Annotated in this window: 13 protein-coding genes; 4 read left to right on the top strand and 9 right to left on the bottom strand. The window is 52.7% G+C overall.

From position 1 onward, the window contains the following. Positions 1 to 44: 44 nt before the first annotated feature. The 3 genes from T496_RS0106935 to T496_RS0106945 form a co-directional block, all read right to left on the bottom strand. Complete coding sequence (locus T496_RS0106935) at positions 45 to 893, bottom strand: Cof-type HAD-IIB family hydrolase (protein WP_081783583.1); 849 nt, start codon at positions 891 to 893, stop codon at positions 45 to 47. A 125-nt stretch (positions 894 to 1,018) separates the two neighbouring features. Next, positions 1,019 to 2,935 carry an ATP-binding protein gene (locus T496_RS0106940; protein WP_027450107.1) on the bottom strand — a complete coding sequence of 639 codons (1,917 nt, stop codon included), beginning with the start codon at positions 2,933 to 2,935 and terminating at the stop codon, positions 1,019 to 1,021. Next, positions 2,932 to 4,506 (bottom strand): HAMP domain-containing protein, encoded by a 1,575-nt coding sequence (locus T496_RS0106945; protein WP_027450108.1) that lies wholly within the window; start codon positions 4,504 to 4,506, stop codon positions 2,932 to 2,934. Before T496_RS0106945 ends, T496_RS0106940 begins: the two co-directional genes overlap by 4 nt. A 247-nt stretch (positions 4,507 to 4,753) precedes the next feature. Here T496_RS0106945 and T496_RS0106950 point away from each other — a divergent pair, with 247 nt between their 5' ends. Continuing rightward, positions 4,754 to 5,566 carry an inositol monophosphatase family protein gene (locus T496_RS0106950; protein WP_316928896.1) on the top strand — a complete coding sequence of 271 codons (813 nt, stop codon included), beginning with the start codon at positions 4,754 to 4,756 and terminating at the stop codon, positions 5,564 to 5,566. A gap of 76 nt (positions 5,567 to 5,642) precedes the next feature. Here the strand turns inward: T496_RS0106950 and T496_RS0106955 are convergent, their stop codons facing one another. Genes T496_RS0106955 through T496_RS0106965 form a run of 3 tightly spaced genes read right to left on the bottom strand, consistent with a single transcriptional unit; the run spans position 5,643 to position 6,939 of the window. Then, positions 5,643 to 5,978: a hypothetical protein gene (locus T496_RS0106955; protein WP_027450110.1), complete on the bottom strand. Its 336-nt coding sequence runs from the start codon at positions 5,976 to 5,978 to the stop codon at positions 5,643 to 5,645. Next, on the bottom strand, positions 5,975 to 6,517 hold the full coding sequence (locus T496_RS0106960; RefSeq protein ID WP_044110790.1) for an RNA polymerase sigma factor: 543 nt from the start codon (positions 6,515 to 6,517) through the stop codon (positions 5,975 to 5,977). The genes T496_RS0106955 and T496_RS0106960 overlap by 4 nt, the downstream gene beginning before the upstream one ends. Beyond that, positions 6,517 to 6,939 (bottom strand): DUF6249 domain-containing protein, encoded by a 423-nt coding sequence (locus T496_RS0106965; RefSeq protein WP_027450112.1) that lies wholly within the window; start codon positions 6,937 to 6,939, stop codon positions 6,517 to 6,519. Before T496_RS0106965 ends, T496_RS0106960 begins: the two co-directional genes overlap by 1 nt. Before the next feature lie 786 nt (positions 6,940 to 7,725). On the opposite strand from T496_RS0106965, the gene T496_RS0106970 reads away from it, so the two are divergent. After that, positions 7,726 to 8,580: an OmpA/MotB family protein gene (locus tag T496_RS0106970; protein ID WP_027450113.1), complete on the top strand. Its 855-nt coding sequence runs from the start codon at positions 7,726 to 7,728 to the stop codon at positions 8,578 to 8,580. A gap of 101 nt (positions 8,581 to 8,681) precedes the next feature. Here T496_RS0106970 and T496_RS0106975 read toward each other — a convergent pair whose 3' ends face one another. Together T496_RS0106975 and T496_RS0106980 are read right to left on the bottom strand one after the other, a co-directional pair. Next, on the bottom strand, positions 8,682 to 9,407 hold the full coding sequence (locus tag T496_RS0106975) for a DUF2461 domain-containing protein (RefSeq protein ID WP_027450114.1): 726 nt from the start codon (positions 9,405 to 9,407) through the stop codon (positions 8,682 to 8,684). 72 nt (positions 9,408 to 9,479) lie between these two features. Continuing rightward, complete coding sequence (locus tag T496_RS0106980; protein ID WP_197018939.1) at positions 9,480 to 9,956, bottom strand: hypothetical protein; 477 nt, start codon at positions 9,954 to 9,956, stop codon at positions 9,480 to 9,482. 283 nt (positions 9,957 to 10,239) lie between these two features. Here T496_RS0106980 and pepT point away from each other — a divergent pair, with 283 nt between their 5' ends. Both pepT and T496_RS0106990 read left to right on the top strand, forming a co-directional pair. Next, positions 10,240 to 11,463 (top strand): peptidase T, encoded by a 1,224-nt coding sequence (gene pepT, locus T496_RS0106985; RefSeq protein ID WP_027450116.1) that lies wholly within the window; start codon positions 10,240 to 10,242, stop codon positions 11,461 to 11,463. Continuing rightward, positions 11,456 to 13,729 carry a cation:proton antiporter gene (locus tag T496_RS0106990; RefSeq protein ID WP_027450117.1) on the top strand — a complete coding sequence of 758 codons (2,274 nt, stop codon included), beginning with the start codon at positions 11,456 to 11,458 and terminating at the stop codon, positions 13,727 to 13,729. Before pepT ends, T496_RS0106990 begins: the two co-directional genes overlap by 8 nt. A gap of 263 nt (positions 13,730 to 13,992) precedes the next feature. On the opposite strand, the gene T496_RS0106995 is transcribed toward T496_RS0106990, so the two are convergent. Beyond that, positions 13,993 to 16,860: a putative LPS assembly protein LptD gene (locus T496_RS0106995; protein WP_027450118.1), complete on the bottom strand. Its 2,868-nt coding sequence runs from the start codon at positions 16,858 to 16,860 to the stop codon at positions 13,993 to 13,995. Between the last annotated feature and the right edge of the window lie 3 nt (positions 16,861 to 16,863).

A 16,863-nucleotide genomic window follows, 5' to 3' on the forward strand; every position in this document is an offset into this window, starting at 1 on the left:
GCCTTGATTCGCTCTTTTTTATTTCAGAAAAAAAGCAATGCTACTTATATCAACTGGAAGTGTCGCAAGGCCTGTTGGATGCCATCCTCATCCACAGAGGTGGTGGTGTAGTCGGCCACCGCTTTTAATGATTCCAACGCATTGCCCATAGCCACTCCTATGCCTGCTGCCTTGACCATCGAGGTATCATTGCCGCCGTCGCCAAAAGCCATGGTGTAGTTCATGTCAATGCCCAAACGCGCAGACAGGGTCCTGATGCCCTCGCCTTTGTCGGCGCCCTTGGCCGTAATATCGGTGAAGGCAGGGTGCCATCGCCCTGAGGTGCAGCCAGGCATATGCAGCAGGATCTCGCGCTCGTAGTCCTGTGAGAAGAAAGGTGTGAGTTGAAGGATGCGCTGCTGCAGTACCACGTCTAGTGGCTTCGAGAGGTGAAGGTTCTCTACAGCTATCTCCCCACGAAAAACTCTATCCACCTCACCATGGGGGTCGAGCACGGCCACATCCTTTTCGCCTACCACAATCAATCCGTAGTCCTTCTGCTGCGCATCGTTTACCAAGGTCAGGACGTCCTCCTGGGGGATCGCTTTGCAGCTGACCACCTGGTTATCTACAAAGCATAAAGCACCATTGATGGTGACAAAGCCATCGATGAGCTGCTGGATAGCACCAAGATTGGTGATAATCAGCGGAGGCCTGCCGGTAGCAATGAAAATCTTGTGGCCATTGGCTTTGGCCTGAGTCAGAGCCGCTATCGTAGAGGCAGGGATGGTATGGGTCTTGAAACTGACCAGCGTACCATCGATATCAAAAAAGAGTGCATACTTGTGTCCGCACGCGTTGGGAAATGACGTTTGCGTCAGTTCGCTGGTATGTTTCAATCCTATTTCTATCATATCATTACGTTTGCATTCGCTAAAAGAGGATGCAAAAGTAAGCATTATTCTCCATTTGCGCAACAATTATGACCAAGAAGTCAATACAAACAGACAAATAATGCTTACTTTTCCTCACAGTGAACTTATGAGATAGGAAGCTCCAATACGAAGCGGCAACCGTCATGATAGCTGGCATCCAGCGTCAGGTTTCCGCCCAGCGATTCGGCATGACGCTTAGACAGCGGCAGCCCCAAACCCAAGCCCTCGGTAAAGTCGTCGACCTTGCTAAAGAACCTGAATATTTTCTCCCTTTCCGCTTCCGGAATACCCTTACCCGTGTCGGTCACGATGAAGCTCACCGTCTGGTCGTGGCATTTCACCTGCAGCGCCACATGTTGCCGGTCGGAATAGCGCACCGCATTGTTCAGAAGTTCCTCGATGGTGAACTCCAGGTAGCGCCCGTTCGTGTGCAACAAGAAGTCGTCGGCCACCTCGCTCTCGAATCCCACAGGCACATCGGGGTTCTGCCTCGTGACGAATTTGATGGCCCTACGGCACACATCATTGCAGCCCACCGGCTCGCGCTTATTGATTTTGCTGGTTTTCACCTTGCCCACATCCGAGCTGTCGAACAGCATCATCACCATGCGCACCAGCAGATGACTGTTGTGAGTGATTGTGGTCGCTATGCTTTTGATTTCGTCCGATTCCATGGCATCGCCCAGCGACGCATCGTCTGTAGGAATGTTCAGCACCTGCGAGAATCCCATAATGATGTTCAGGGGTGTTCTGATCTGGTGCGACACGTTTTGAATGAACACAATCTTCTGCTGCTCGGCTTCCATGGCCAACTTGGTGGTGTGTTCCAGTTCACGATTGTAGCGCTGCGTCTGCTCCGTGGCATTGCGCACACTGTTGATGTAGTAGTTCAGCGACTCAAGCATCGTGGCAAAGCTGTTTTGCAGCACACCGATGATGTCCGTGCGACCGGTATGCGTGATGTCCACATCCAGTTTGCCGTTGGTCACGGCCTGCGCCTTCTCCAACAGGGGCTGCAGCGGTTGCAGCATGAAGGTGATGTCTTTGTGGCAATACACAAATATCAATATCAGACCGATGATGAGCAGCGCCACGACGACGTAGGTCAGCCGGTTGAAGCCCTTCATGATGTCGCTGTCAGGACAAACGATGGCCAGGCTCCACGGTGTTCCCTCTACGGGCATGTAGCACACCAGCGACTTGGTGTTGTTGATCACCACCGACATGTTGCCCTTCTTGCCCCTGGTCATCTCATAGCCCAGCGCTATCAAGTCCGACTCACGTTGCGGATCGGCCACGCTGAAGATGGTCTTGCCCGACAGACGTGTAGAGTCAGGATGGCCCACAAAGCGCCCCTCTTCGTCGAGCATCATATAGTAAGAATGCGGATACGGTCGCACCTCGGCCAACAAATGCGAGATGTGGTTCAGCGAGAGCCATGTAGAGATGATGCCCACAAACTGTCTGTGCTCGTTGTAGAGCGGACGCGGATAGGAAGCAATCATCACCTCGTCGTCCATGTCCAGCTCGCTCTTTTTTTCGTTCGACACCACCCACACCGACTTCTGCTGCGCGCGAGGCACGGTATACCAGCGCTCCTGGAAATACACATGGTCTGTCTCAATTAAAGTCTTGATAGTGCCTTTGTCGTTGAACGACACAGCCATGAATCCATCAGGATGGCCCGGAATAGCCCCCGGTTCGGTACTGATGGCACATCCGTCTGTATAAGGGTTGGTGGTGGTGATGCGATTGGTGAACGACAGCAGCGAGTCGGCCCTGAGCGACTGTTCCACCAGCCACGCATTCGAGTTGGTGGCCGTTTGTGCCGTGATCAGATAGCGATTGATGCGGTGCATGGCCCCCACCAACACGTCGCTGGCCCTATGCACGGCCTCGTTGCGTATCATTTTGTGCGACTGCCAGAACAGCACGCCTACCGATGCCAGAAACAGAGGTACAGAAATGAGCAGTACCCACAAGCTGACCTTGGTCGAGAACGACAAACGAATGCGCGTCATAACTCACCTCCTTTCTTTTGTCTCTGTTCTATTTCCCGGTCTATCTCTTGACCTATCCTTATCTCATTGTCAATCTCGGCCTCTTTCTCCTGTTCTATCTCTTTTTCCGAGAGATTAATCAGGTTGTTCAGTATCAGCGTGATGGTGGTGCCGTTTTGCTGTATATCGTCCACCAGCTGGCCTACGCTCATAGCACTTGCCTCGCGGTCGAAGTGGTTCAGCGCCGCCACATCGTTTTGTATGGCGAAGGCGGGGTTCAGCATCTGGTCCGTCATATTGTGCAGGAAGGCCGTCTTCACCCTGTCGCCCTTCTTAGCCTGTTTGTAGGCAATGTGCAGTTCCTTGCTGCGCTTCTGGATGGTGTCGGTCAGTTCGTGCAGCTCGTTGATGTTGGTCGATACCGAGCGTTGCATTTTCTGGAAGTGGCGTTGCAGCATGCCAATCTCGTCGTTGTTCGTGTGTCGCTTGGGGAAAGGCTCATCATAGTGCCCCTGAGCTATTCGCTCGGTGAGCTGAGTCAGCAACTTCAGCGGTTTCAGTCGGTGGCGTATGATGAGGTGCGTGTGCAGACACATCAGCACGATGCCCACGATGGCAATAATCAGCACATAGTAGAGCAGCGTATTATAGCCGCCAAAAATCTCGGCCTCGGCAAAGGCCACCCCGAGGCTCCATTCCAGGTCGTCCATAGAGCGGTATGGCACCTTTGCCAGCGTGAAAGGCTTGTAGAACAAGATAAACTTGTGGCCGTTCACCTCGAACGGCATGCTGCCCTTGTCGCCAGACATCACCCTTTTCACAGCCTCTTGCAGCGACTCGCCAGGCAGGTTCTTGGCCTTGATCTTCTGCAGATGGCCGCCCGTGGGGTCAACGACGAACGCCCCATGTCGGTCCAGCAGTGCACAGTACGACTGTGGCGATGGCTTGGCAGCCACTATCAGGTTGGAAAGCAGCCCCGTAGATACAAACGTGCATATCACGCCATAGGGCTCGCCTTTGGCATCTCTGATTGGTGCGCTGACGGCCGTGAGTGGCTCGATGTCTGTCTCCATGCCCTCGAGCGGGTTCAGCCAGATAGCCTTGTTCATGGTCATGGTGCGCGTGTACCATATCTGTCGGGTATAGGGTTTCGTGCCAAACGTGTCGGCGTGTACTATCAGGGCATTCTCACCGTCCTGCTGTGTGCTGTCCACCCGAAAGGCATAGGCCGCAAACTCGTTGTGCCCCTTGAAATAGCCAGGCCTGAAGGCTATGGCGCAACCGCTGATATACGGGTTGCTCTCCACAATGCGGTGGGCAAAGCCATACATTTTCTCGGGGTCGTCGAACTTCATATTGAAGTACACGTTGCCGATGGTTTCCTCCACGCTCAGCAAGGTATTGTCGATGTTCGTATTGGCACGTTCCAGTGTGTTTTCGGCCCTTTTCAGCGCATCTTCTTTCATCGTCTGGCGTGTGAAGCGCAGCATGATAAATAGCGTGACGGCCAGCAACACCGAAATGCCCACAGCTATTCTCAAACTGAGACGTAGCGGCAAGTCGCGGTTAATCTTTCCTTTGAGTGATGTCATATTAAGTTAATTCGTTAATAGATTTATAGACTTTGTATTCTTATCGCGGTTAGCAAACATGTACTTCCCAGTACGCGTTTATTATCAGATTTGGTGCAAAGATACATAATATAATTCTATCTGCCATCGTTTTCCCAAACTTTTTTTTCATGCGCGACTTAATGCGAGAGAGAGAAAAGCGCAGGCTAAAATTTTGATTTTCGCGTTTTTCATTGTATCTTTGCCCGGTAATAAGAATGATGTGTTTATGAAAGAACAATTAGAAGAAATGCTCACGGAGATGAAGGATGCTGCCGTACAGATGGCGCTGCATTGCGGCAAACTGCAGCTGGCTGCCTTCCGGTCAAACAATATAGGTATTGACACGAAGAGCAATGTCTATGACGTCGTCACGAAGGTGGACAAGGCCTGCGAGGACTATCTGCTGGCAGAGATTTCGCGCCTCTACCCCACACACTCTGTCATCGGCGAGGAGACGGGGCAGCACCTGCACGCCGAGAGCGAATGGGCCTGGGTGGTAGATCCGCTCGACGGCACCAACAGCTATTCGCAGGGCCTGCCCGTGTTCTGCGTCAGCATTGGCATCACCTACCGTGGTGAATGCATGGTGGGCGTGGTCTATGCCCCCTATCTTGACGAGCTCTATACGGCCATCAAGGGCCAGGGCGCCTGGCTGGGAAAGGCCGGCAGCGAGCGCATCAACAGCCTGCACGTGTCTGCCAAGACGGCGCTGAAGGAATGTGTGGTGGCCTCGGGCTTTCCTTACGACAAGGCTACTCATCCCGTCAACAATATCCGCGAGGCTAGCATCGTCATTCCGCAGGTGCGTGGCTTCCGCAGAATGGGTAGTGCGGCCTACGACCTCTGTTGCACGGCGATGGGAACCATAGATGCCTACTGGGAGTACAACCTCAACCTCTGGGACGTGTGTGCCGGACAGCTCATCGTCAGCGAGGCCGGTGGCATCATCGTGCCCCTGGCTGAGAATCGCAAGATCAGCATCATCGCCGGACCCGAGAAGCTGGTACGACTACTGCAGGAGACCTTGACGCATTGTTAAGCCCTCTTCTGTGCTTTATTGTCTCATCGAAACTATTTGGTTAATCCAAAAGAAAAGAGGTAAGGAGGGGGTCGTTTTATCTGATAAAGTGGCGACGCAGGAAATAATTGAGCGTGGCCAAAAACAGGCAGCAGAAGGCTAAACCGGGCACCACGCCGAAACCCTCGGTGTGATGCAGCATGGCGTGCAGCCCCTTCAGCAATGCCTCGCCATAGCAATAGCCCATCACGGCGATGCCCAGCACGCAACAGATGCAGATGGTCACCGTGGCCACCACTTTTTCATGCCGCTGGCGCGCCTGCTGCTCTTTCGCGATTCTGCGCATGGTGGTATAGGCAAAGTTCGATGGCAGCTCCATGGGGTGCTGCTCTGCCTGTTGGCGCAATGCCTCGTGTAGTGCACGGTCTGTCATAGTTTCTCTGTTTTTTTGATGATTAGATATAGTTTCTTGCGGATGCGGAAAAGCCGTGTAGCGATATTGCCCTGTTCGAGTCCCAGGATATAGGCGATGTCGCGTATGGGCTTTTCGTCGTAATAATATAGGTTGACGAGGGTTTGCTCGTCGGGCGTCAGTTGGGCGCAGGCATCGCGGAGTTGCTCTACGCGCGAATTGTCGTCCAGCAGTCGGTCGATATCCGCATCGCTGATGTCCGGGCGCTCGTCTATACTGATGTATTTCATTTTCTGCTTGCGCAGCCAGCTCACGGCGAGGTTGTAGGCAATGCGGCACAGCCACGTCTGAAACTGCGCCTCACCGGTATAGGTGTCCAGACGGTTGAAGGCACGCACGAAGGCATCCTGCACCAGTTCCTCGGCATCCTGCTGCTGGGGAACCAGTCGGGCCACGAGCCGGAACACCTCCTGCCCGTAGCGCGTCAGGAAATAGCCGTAATCCTCGGCGTGTCCGTCGAGGATACGTGCTATCAGTTGCTGTTCGTCTGCCTGCTGCATCAGATTTGATTGTCGTCGTTCTTCTTATCCTCAGTCTGTTCTGCCTTGCGTTCTGTATAATATGATATAAGCAAGCCTAAGCCACCAAAGAAACTGATGCAAGACACATAGATGATGCCACCTATTTTATTCATGAATTGCCACTCGGTGAGGGTTTCGAGGTTTCCACTAGCCGACACAAAGTTGAGGAAGAAGCCTACAAAGAATCCCAAGCCCACTCCCATCAGAAGCCATGCAAAGCGCAGAGCAGTAAACTTATTGCCGCTGTTGTAGAGTTTGATACCCTTGAAATCGACGTTTGATATCTCCGTCAGTTTACTGATGAGTGTCAGTCGTTCGCGCTTGCGCACAAACAGTTCCACCACTTTGTAAATAGTGCCGAACACGATCAGGCAGTTCAGCGGAATCATGATCCAATCCATAGCTTTTTCGTTTTAAAATTGTTGTTACTATTGTTTCGTTTCTCTATCCTTATATACGCAACATCAGAGGCAAATATTACAAACCATAAAAACTTTTTTCGTACTTTACGGTTAAAAATCCAAGGACTCCGTAAGCACTCCCCTCCCATGTAGGGGAGGGGTCGGGGGTGGGGTCAGCATTGTTCTAACTGCAAATGGAGATACAGACCCACCCCCTGCCCCTCCCTGAATGGAGGGGAGTTCAGCAGATGATATCTATGCAATTTATAAAACATACCCAAAACGTACTATACGGTTGAAAATCCAAGGACTCCGTAGGTACTCCCCCCCTTGAAGGGAGGGGAGTTCGCGGATGATATATGCAATTTATAGAACATACCCAAAACGTACTATGCGGTTGAAAATGCAAGGACTCCGCAGGCACTCCCCTCCCATGTAGGGGAGGGGTCGGGGGTGGGGTCAGTATTGTTCTAACTGCCAATGGAGATACAGACTCCACCCCTGCCCCTCCCCTTCTTGCGTCCCTTCGGTAGCAAGCGAGCAGAGCTCGAGCGGAAGGGAGGGGAGCTTTTACTCTCATCGTTGAGTTTGCACACCACCTCTCACTTCTCACTTCTCACCTCTCACCTTGCGCCGCAAGGCGCATTTTAAAAGGTCAACTTTTCAAAAAACAGGCGCTGCGAGGTTAAAAATCGCTAATTCCAATTGACTTTTGGTGGTTTTGACAGTCGTATCTGTATATTTGCACCCGATTTTTTATGTTTAATCAATAAAAACTGAACGATTATGAAGAAGAACATGATGATGGTTGCAGCCCTGGCTGCCATACTGCTGAGCAGCTGTGCCAGCAAAAAAGAACTGACGGAATGTCGAGACGACAACAAGGCTCTGACGGCCAACCTGCAGAACACACGCGAGGACCTGGCCGGAAAGAATGCACGCATCACCTCGCTCGAAGAGCAAATCAAAAACCAGCAGAAAGCATTGGACGAGCAGAAGGCTGCCTACGCCAAACTGCAGGCATCGCTCGACAAGAGCCTCTCCAACGCCTCGCAAAACAATGTGTCTATCGATAAACTCGTAGACCAGATCAACGAGTCGAACCAGTATATCCGCCACCTGGTAGAGGTGAAGTCAAAGAGCGACTCGCTGAACATGGTGCTCAGCAACAACCTGACCCGCTCGCTCTCGAAAGAGGAACTGAAAGAGGTCGACGTACAAGTGCTGAAAGGCGTGGTATATATCTCACTGGCAGACAACATGTTATACAAGAGCGGCTCTTACGAAATCAACGACCGTGCCGCCGAGACCCTGTCTAAGATTGCCAAGATCATCACCGACTATAAAGACTACGACGTGCTGATCGAGGGTAACACGGACAACGTGCCCATTGCGCGCGAAAACATCCGCAACAACTGGGACCTCTCTTGTCTGCGTGCATCGTCGGTAGTACAGGCCCTGCAAAACAAGTATGGTGTTGACCCCAAGCGCCTCACCGCAGGCGGTCGTGGCGAGTACAATCCTCTCCAGAGCAACGACACCGAGCTGGGCAAGCAGCGCAACCGTCGCACCCAGATCATCATCACGCCAAAGCTCGACGAGTTTATGGAGCTCATCGGCGAGGCCCCCGAGACGAAGTAAACTGCACGTAACATTTTTTTTCGTAATACGAAAAAAGCCGAAAGCCGCTGGTCAGCGTACCCGCGGCTTTCGTTTGTTTTTTCCGTATAAAGTAACATTTGTCATTCATAGTCGTCGATCACGGAATTCATCATGTCCATCATGGGCTTGGCGGCACGGAACATGGATGACATATCGTCGAGCCAATGGTCGGTTTGGAAGAAATCGTCGGGCACACGATGCCAACAGCAATAGTCTTTCAGGCGCAGATAGTGCACATACGCCCAGTCGCGAGGGAAACCCGACGGACAGGTCTTCAGACGGGTGAGGCCGAACCCCTGGGGCTGGTCCCAGCTATCGACGTCGGTGGGAGTGGTGGTATGGTTTGCGTCGGTGCTGCCATAGTAGCTGAGAAACTCGGGACTCTCGACACACTGCAGCCACTGGTCTATGTTGGCCATGATCTCGTTGCGACAAGAGGTGAGGATGTTGGTGGGCAACCAGTAGTTGCCACATGCCACCATGCAGTGGTCGGGCTCCAGATGCAGGTAGTAGCCACCGTGCAGCGCCTTCTTGCCATGGGCGGCGATGTAGGCCCCGAAGTGGTTTTTGTAGGGCGACTTGTCGGCAGAGAAGCGCGTGTCGCGATTGAAGCGGTAGGTGCAGTCTTTGACGCGCAGGTGCGACACGGTGGGGTCGAACGTGACGATGCGCTCGATGGCTTGTTGCACACCACACTCGAAGTCGGCACGCACGGCGTCGTACTCGGCCTTATGCTCCAGATACCAAGCACGGTTGTTGTTGACCTGAATTTGTCGGAGGTATTTCAATATTCTTTTTGTATCCATGGACTATTTTTTTTGTTGCTTTACAGATGCAAAGATACTATTTTCTGTTGAAACAACAAAAAAAGGGGGGCGCTACTCGTTGCTGATGGGCACGACGAGGGTGCCGTTGAACGTGATCTCGCGACTGCTGTTCCAGCGGAACTTATAGTCGGAGAAGGCCACGGTGAAGCTCTCGGCATCGGCACGGGTGATCTGGGCAGAGCCAGAGACGTAGGTGCACTGGCGCTCGTTGATGCCTATGGTGACGCTGGTGGCATCGCGTTCGAAACCGTTGTAGCCCTCGCAAAAGAATGTGTAGGGGTTGGTGTCGGCCGGAAACTCCATCAGGAAGTCGCAATAGATGGGGGTCACGATACTCAGGTAGCTGTCGTCTAGCGAGTGGACATACTCGCCAAAAAATCCCAGACAACGCATGTATTCCTGGTCGTAGTCGTGGCTCTGACCGTCAACGGTGATGGTCAGCGGGCCATCGGTCTCTACGTTGAAGTCTTCGTCTATGCTGCATGCCGTCATTGATGCAGCTACTATACACGTTATTATGATATTCAAAATACTCCACTTCTTCATAACAGTTATTCATTTTCATTAGGTTCGTTACCACTGTTAAGAGATTCATCGCTATGAATGGGAAGTCTATGGCATCGATTATGTTGCTACAAAAATAAGGAATAAAACTCGAACAACAAAAATAAAATGAAGAAAATTATCGAAAGCTGCACACAAGGCATAAAAGTGTGCACTAATTAACACGGAATAATTTGGCTCTTCACCGATTATTTTGTACTTTTGTGGCAAAATAAATCAAATTAAAATTACTGCATCATTGAATAGCATGAACATCGTAGAAAGATTTCTGAAATATACACAGTTTGACACGCAGTCGGCAGAAGATAGCGAGAGCGTGCCCAGCACCGAGAAACAGTTGGCTTTTGCAGCCTATCTGAAAGAGGAACTGAAAAGCGAGGGACTGGAAGACGTGGAACTGGACGAACAGGGATATCTGTATGCCACGCTGCCTGCCAACACAAAGGCTGAGGTGCCTACCATCGGATTTATATCGCACTATGACACCAGCCCCGACTGCTCGGGTGCCAACATCCGTCCGCGCATCGTGGAGCACTATGACGGGGGCGACATCGTGCTGAGCGAAGGCATCGTGTCGAGTCCGAAGATGTTTCCTGAGCTATTGGCGCATGTGGGCGAAGACCTGATCGTGACCGATGGCACTACGCTGCTGGGAGCCGACGACAAGGCGGGCATTGCCGAGATTGTGCAGGCCATGGTGTGGCTGAAGGCGCATCCGGAGGTGAAGCACGGCAAGATTCGTGTGGCCTTCAACCCCGACGAGGAGATAGGCATGGGGGCCCACCACTTCGATGTGGAGAAGTTTGGCTGCGAATGGGCCTACACCATGGACGGTGGCGAGGTGGGCGAACTGGAGTTTGAGAACTTCAACGCGGCCAGCGCTAAAATCACCATCAAGGGGCGCAGCGTGCACCCGGGCTATGCGAAAGGCAAAATGCTGAACGCCAGCTTGCTGGCGGCTGAGTTCATCGGGATGATGCCTGCCGACGAGCGACCAGAGACCACCGAAGGCTATCAGGGGTTCTTCCACCTGACGGGCATGGCAGGACAAACCGAGCATGCCAAGCTGAGCTACATCATACGCGACCACGACCGCACCCGCTTCGAGGAGCGCAAGCGACTGATGGTGCGTGCGGCAGAACAGCTGAACGAGAAGTATGGCGAGGATACCGTCTGCATAGAACTGGCCGACCAATACTACAATATGAAGGAGAAGATAGACCCGCAGATGCACGTGATAGACCTGGTGCTGAAGGCGATGCAAGAGGCGGGAGTGGCTCCGAAGGTGAAACCCATACGCGGCGGCACCGACGGCGCACAGCTGTCGTTCATGGGACTGCCCTGCCCCAACATCTTTGCCGGTGGCATCAACTTCCACGGCCCATACGAGTTTGTGCCCATCCAGTCGATGGAAAAGGCACAGAACGTGATTATCAAGATATGTGAACTAGTAGGCGAATATAATGGCTGAACTCCCCCCAATGATACAAGACCTGGCGCTGATACTGATGGTGGCAGGCATCGTGACACTGGTATTCAAAAAACTGAAGCAGCCACTGGTGCTGGGCTATATCGTGGCTGGCTTTCTGGTGTCGCCCCACATGCCCTACACGACATCGGTGGTGGACATGTCTAACATCCACCTGTGGGCAGACATCGGCGTGATGTTCTTGCTGTTTTCGCTGGGACTGGACTTCTCGTTCAAAAAGATTCTGAAGATGGGGGCCTCGCCCATCATCTCGACCATCAGCATCATCTTCTCGATGTCGCTGCTGGGCGTCATTGTGGGACATCTGTTCCACTGGTCGCGCATGGACTGCATCTTCCTGGGGGGTATGCTGGCCATGAGCTCTACCACTATTATATATAAGGCGTTCGACGATCTGGGACTGCGACAACAGCAGTTTGCGGGCATGGTGATGTCGGTGCTGATACTCGAGGATATTCTGGCCATCGTGATGATGGTGATGCTGAGCGCCATAGCCAGTGGCAACAACCCCGACAGTGGCGAGATGCTGAGCTCGATACTGAAGATCGTGTTCTTCCTGGTGCTGTGGCTGGTGGTGGGCATCTTTGCGGTGCCTATCTTCCTGCGCAAGGTGCGCCAGCTGATCAACAGCGAGGTGCTGCTCATCGTGTCGCTGGGATTGTGTTGCGGCATGGCGGTATTCTCGTCGAAGGTGGGCTTCTCGTCGGCCTTTGGTGCTTTCATCATGGGCAGCATCCTGGCCGAGACGATCGAGGCCGAGCGCATCGAGAAGCTGGTGGACCCGGTGAAGAACCTGTTTGGTGCCATCTTCTTTGTGTCGGTAGGTATGCTGGTGGACCCACAGATACTGGCAGACTATGCCCTGCCTATCGTCTGTCTGGTGCTGACCATCATCGCAGGTCAGGCGGTGTTCGGCTCGCTGGCCTTCCTGTTGGGAGGCCAGAGTCTGAAGTCGGCCATGCGATGCGGCTTCTCGATGGCGCAGATTGGTGAGTTCTCGTTCATCATTGCGTCGCTGGGCCTGTCGCTGGGCGTCATTGGCGACTTCCTCTACCCGGTAGTGGTGGCGGTGAGTGTCATCACCACATTCCTGACGCCCTACATGATCAGGCTGGCACTGCCCTCATACAACGTGATGGAGAAGCGCTTGCCAAAGCGCATCATCCGCATGATGAACCATCAGTCGATGAACCAGACCACAAGCAACAACCCTAATAAATGGAAAAAGCTGCTGCTGCAGATGTCGATGAACGTGGTGATATACTCTATCCTCTCGATTGCCGTCATCATCATCATGTTCACGTTCTTCAAGCCTTTGATGATGGAACTGCTAAGGCCGAGATATGCTAACGTGGCCACAGGACTGGTCACCATCTTGCTGATAGCGCCCTTCCTCAGGGCTATGGTGATGAAGAAAAACCGAAGCGAGGAGTTTAAAGCGCTGTGGAAAGAGAGCAATCGCAACCGTCTGCCGCTGCTGTTCACCATTCTGTTCAGGATGATGATTGCGCTGGGCTTCGTGTTCTACATCGGACAGCATATTTCTACCTTCGGACCGGCCATCGTGCTCACCATCGGCGTGGTGGTGGTGATAGCCATCATCACCTCGCGCAGCATCAAGCGGCGCAGCATCTTGCTGGAACGTCTGTTTATCAACAACCTGCGCTCTCGCGACATCGAGGCTCAGGTGCACGGCAAGAAGAAGCCTCTGTACGAGGGTAAGCTGCTGGATCGCGATATCCATATTGCCGACTTCGACGTGCCTGGCAACTCGATGTGGATGGGACACACGCTGAAACAGTTGAACCTGGGACGAAAGTATGGGGTACACATCAGCAGCATTCTGCGTGGCGGGCGCCGACTGAACATCCCCGATGGCGACTACATCATCTTCCCAGGCGACCGTCTGCAGGCTATCGGCAGCGATGAGCAGTTGGCTAAATTCGGTTTGGCAATAGAAACGGAACTGTTGGGCGAAGACATGGAAATGGAGAAACGCGAGATGAAGTTGCGCCAGATCGTGATTGGTGCCGACAGTCGTTTCATTGGCAAGACCTTGCAAGAGAGTGGCATCCGCAATCGCTACAGTTGTATGGTGGTGGGAATGGAAGAAGGCAAGGAGAACCTGACTGCCGTGCCTCCTCAGCGCAAATTCGCAGAAGGCGACATCATCTGGATTGTAGGCGAAGAAGAGTCGTTGGAACAACTACTGAAAGGCGGTGCGCCTTCGGCGCAAGATGAGAGATGAGAGATGAGAGTTGAGAGGTCTCCCCTCGGGGAGATTTAGAGGGGGTTGGTTGAAAATCCGAGGACTACGTAGACACTCCCCTCCCTTCAAGGGGAGGGGTTGGGGTGGGGTCTGTATCTCCATTTGCAGTTAGAACAATACTGACCCCACCCCCAACCCCTCCCCTACATGGGAGGGGAGGAAAAACAGACCAGGAACCCCTCCCCGACCCTCCCAAGGGGGGGGGTTAAGTCTCCCCCTTGGGGAGATTTAGAGGGGGTTGCTTAATACCACTGGACGCTATTGCTATAGCTGCTGCGCTTGTCGTACTTCAACGCATCGGTAAGGGTTGAAGCATTACAACGGAAAGAGAAGTTATAGCTGGTGTATGGTGCCAATACCACAGAACACGACATGTTGAAACAGTGAAGGTCGCGACTGAGCGATGCTGTGGTCATGGATATCTTCTTGTTTTCGAAATCATAGCCCGACGAGAAACTGATGTTCCATCCTTCCGACAGACGGACATTGCCACTGACGTTCAGGTTCTGCGAGAACTTGTAAGGATAGCGCATCGTGTTGTAGTTGAACTTGCTGACATCGGTATGCTCGCGCATGGTGACACCATAACCAAAACTCAGCGACCAGGGCAGCGAGAACTTCATATAGCCATCCTCGTCGGTCTCGGCCATATCGCCCGAACCCTTGGCGCCACGCTTGCCTTTCTCCAAGTCGCGGTCCAGGTTGGTCTCTACCTCATTCTCGTCGTCAAGATCTTCGTCTTCGTTATCGTCATCCCTCGTTTTCTTCTCTACACGTTCGCCACGCAACCACTTAAAGAAGTTGGCCACCTTTGTATTGTCAAGGGTGTATGACAGGTTCTGTGACATACCCTGGAAACGGCCCAGCTTGCCCTTCTGCCAATAGGTGGTGTGGTCGCTGATGCGAGGTGCACCACTTGTTGAATCAACCTCATAGACATAGCTGGCAAAGACCGCATTCATGTTGAAGGTATAGCTCTTGGTCAGCTTCAGTCGCATACGCACGGAGAGGTCACTCAGCGGACGAATATCCGTAGCCATATTATAAGACATGGCAGCGCCCAACTCGTCGATAAGACTGATCTTCTTGAAGCCTGTGGTGTCTGCATCTGACTTAATCTTCATCTCTACGTTGTTCGACAAATCGAACGAGAGACTACCTGTCTTGCCTTTGCCCGGCACGCCATAGAGCGAGCCCTGATAGGGAGAATACTCGACCATAGAGACATTGCCATTGGCATCGGTCTTCATGTAGGTATCGTAATAACCATAGCGCGAGGCGCTGAAGTCGGGCGCATAACTGAAGCTGACAGAGGGGGTCAGCACGTGGCGTACGGCCTGAACCTTATCGCCAAAGAGTTTGCGCGAGGGTATATAGAAACCATATAGTTTCGTAGAAGCAGAGAGCGACAGGTTCCAGTTATAGACATTATAAAATCCATAGGTGGTGTCGCGAAGCTCTGTTTGGGCGGCATCGTCCCACGAGCGCTTCACCTTATTGGTATAGGTACGGTCGGTGAAGTTGAACGAGGGATTAATGTTGATATAGTTGAACAGGGTGAAGTTGGCCGAAACGGGGATGTTGTGCTGCATACCATTTCGCCAGTCTTTCACCAAACTGGAATGCATCAGCTTGTCTTCCTTTGTAGAGATAGAGTTAGAGAGACGACCCGTATAGCTCAATGCTATCTTCTCGTACCAACGCTCCTTGCCCACCATGTGCTTGCGCTTGAAGGGATAGAAGCGCGACACCGAGATGTTCAGGTCGGGCAGCGTCATGGCAATAGAAGAGTCGCGCATGTTCTGACTGAGGTTCATGGTGGTGCTCAGGCTGAGACCAAGACTGGAGAAGCCTGTGCTGTACGACACCGACGAGGTACGTGTGGACTGTGTCAGCGCCTGCGGATTATACATCGAGGTCAGGTTGTTGCGCTCGTAGCTGCTGGTGGCAAAGTTGACACTGGCAGAGAGGTTGGAATAAGGATTGGCCTTAGCATCCTGGCGATGCGACCACTGAATCTTGAAGCTGGTCTGCTTGGCGTAGTCAGGCATGTTTTTCTCGCCGGTGATGGTGTTCTGATAGCTACCAAAGAACGAGCCACTGTACTTGTAGCGACGACGGTAGTTGCTGGCAGCACTGACGCCCCATGACCCCTTGGTATAAATCTCGCCCAGGAGTTTCAAGTCCATCTTGTCGCTGATGGCAAAATAGTAGCCACCATCGCGCAGATAGAAACCACGCGAGGTCTCGTCGCCATAAGTTGGCATGATGAAACCACTGGAATAGCTCTTGGTGAAGGGGAAGAAGCCATAAGGGATTGCCAACGGAAGGGGCACGTCGGCCACCACCAGATAGGCTGGACCAAAGACCACATCCTTGCCGGGGCGCACCTTGGCACGCGACAGAGCCAGATAGAAATCGGGATGGGGCTCGTCGCAAGTGGTGTAGCGTCCGTGGCGCAGATAGAGCTCGCCATTGGCACCACGCTTCGACAACTCACTGGTCAGGTAGCCATCCTCTTGCTGGGTGTAAACCTGCTGGATAATTCCTTTCTTGGTCTTGAAGTTGAAAGCCATCGTGTCGCTCTCGTAGCTGTCGCTGCCCATCTTGAACACGGGTGTGCCGAACATCTCGCCAAGGGTGTCGCGGGCACCAGTGGCATGAACCAACGAAGAGTCGAGACAGAGGTAAATCTTCTCGCTGGTGAGGTCCATGTTCTGATAGGTGACGTGAGATGAACCATAGAGATGAGCCATGCCTGCGCCAGCTTGGTAAACCAGCGAGTCTTCGGCAGAGAACTTCACCGGCGAATCGATACCGTTTTTCTTCTTGCGATTGATGCTATCCAGCGCCAACGAGTCATCAATGGCCTTATTGTGCTTATAGATAGCCAGTTCGAGAGAATCCATCTGCGACGTATCGCGCTTCAACGCCGCCGCAGCGGGCTTGGCATTGGGAGAGATTAAAGTGTCGCGAGAGAGTGTGTCGGCAAACAACGAGTCGTCCATCACCCTGTTAAGAATCATGTTCTGAAGGGGCGATGAAGGTATTTCCGCCAACACAAAGATGAAAGCGGAAAGCAAAACAAATATCGCATATTTGCGTTTCACGGG

The sequence above is a fragment of the Xylanibacter brevis P6B11 genome (assembly GCF_000621825.1).
Taxonomy (GTDB): domain Bacteria; phylum Bacteroidota; class Bacteroidia; order Bacteroidales; family Bacteroidaceae; genus Prevotella; species Prevotella brevis.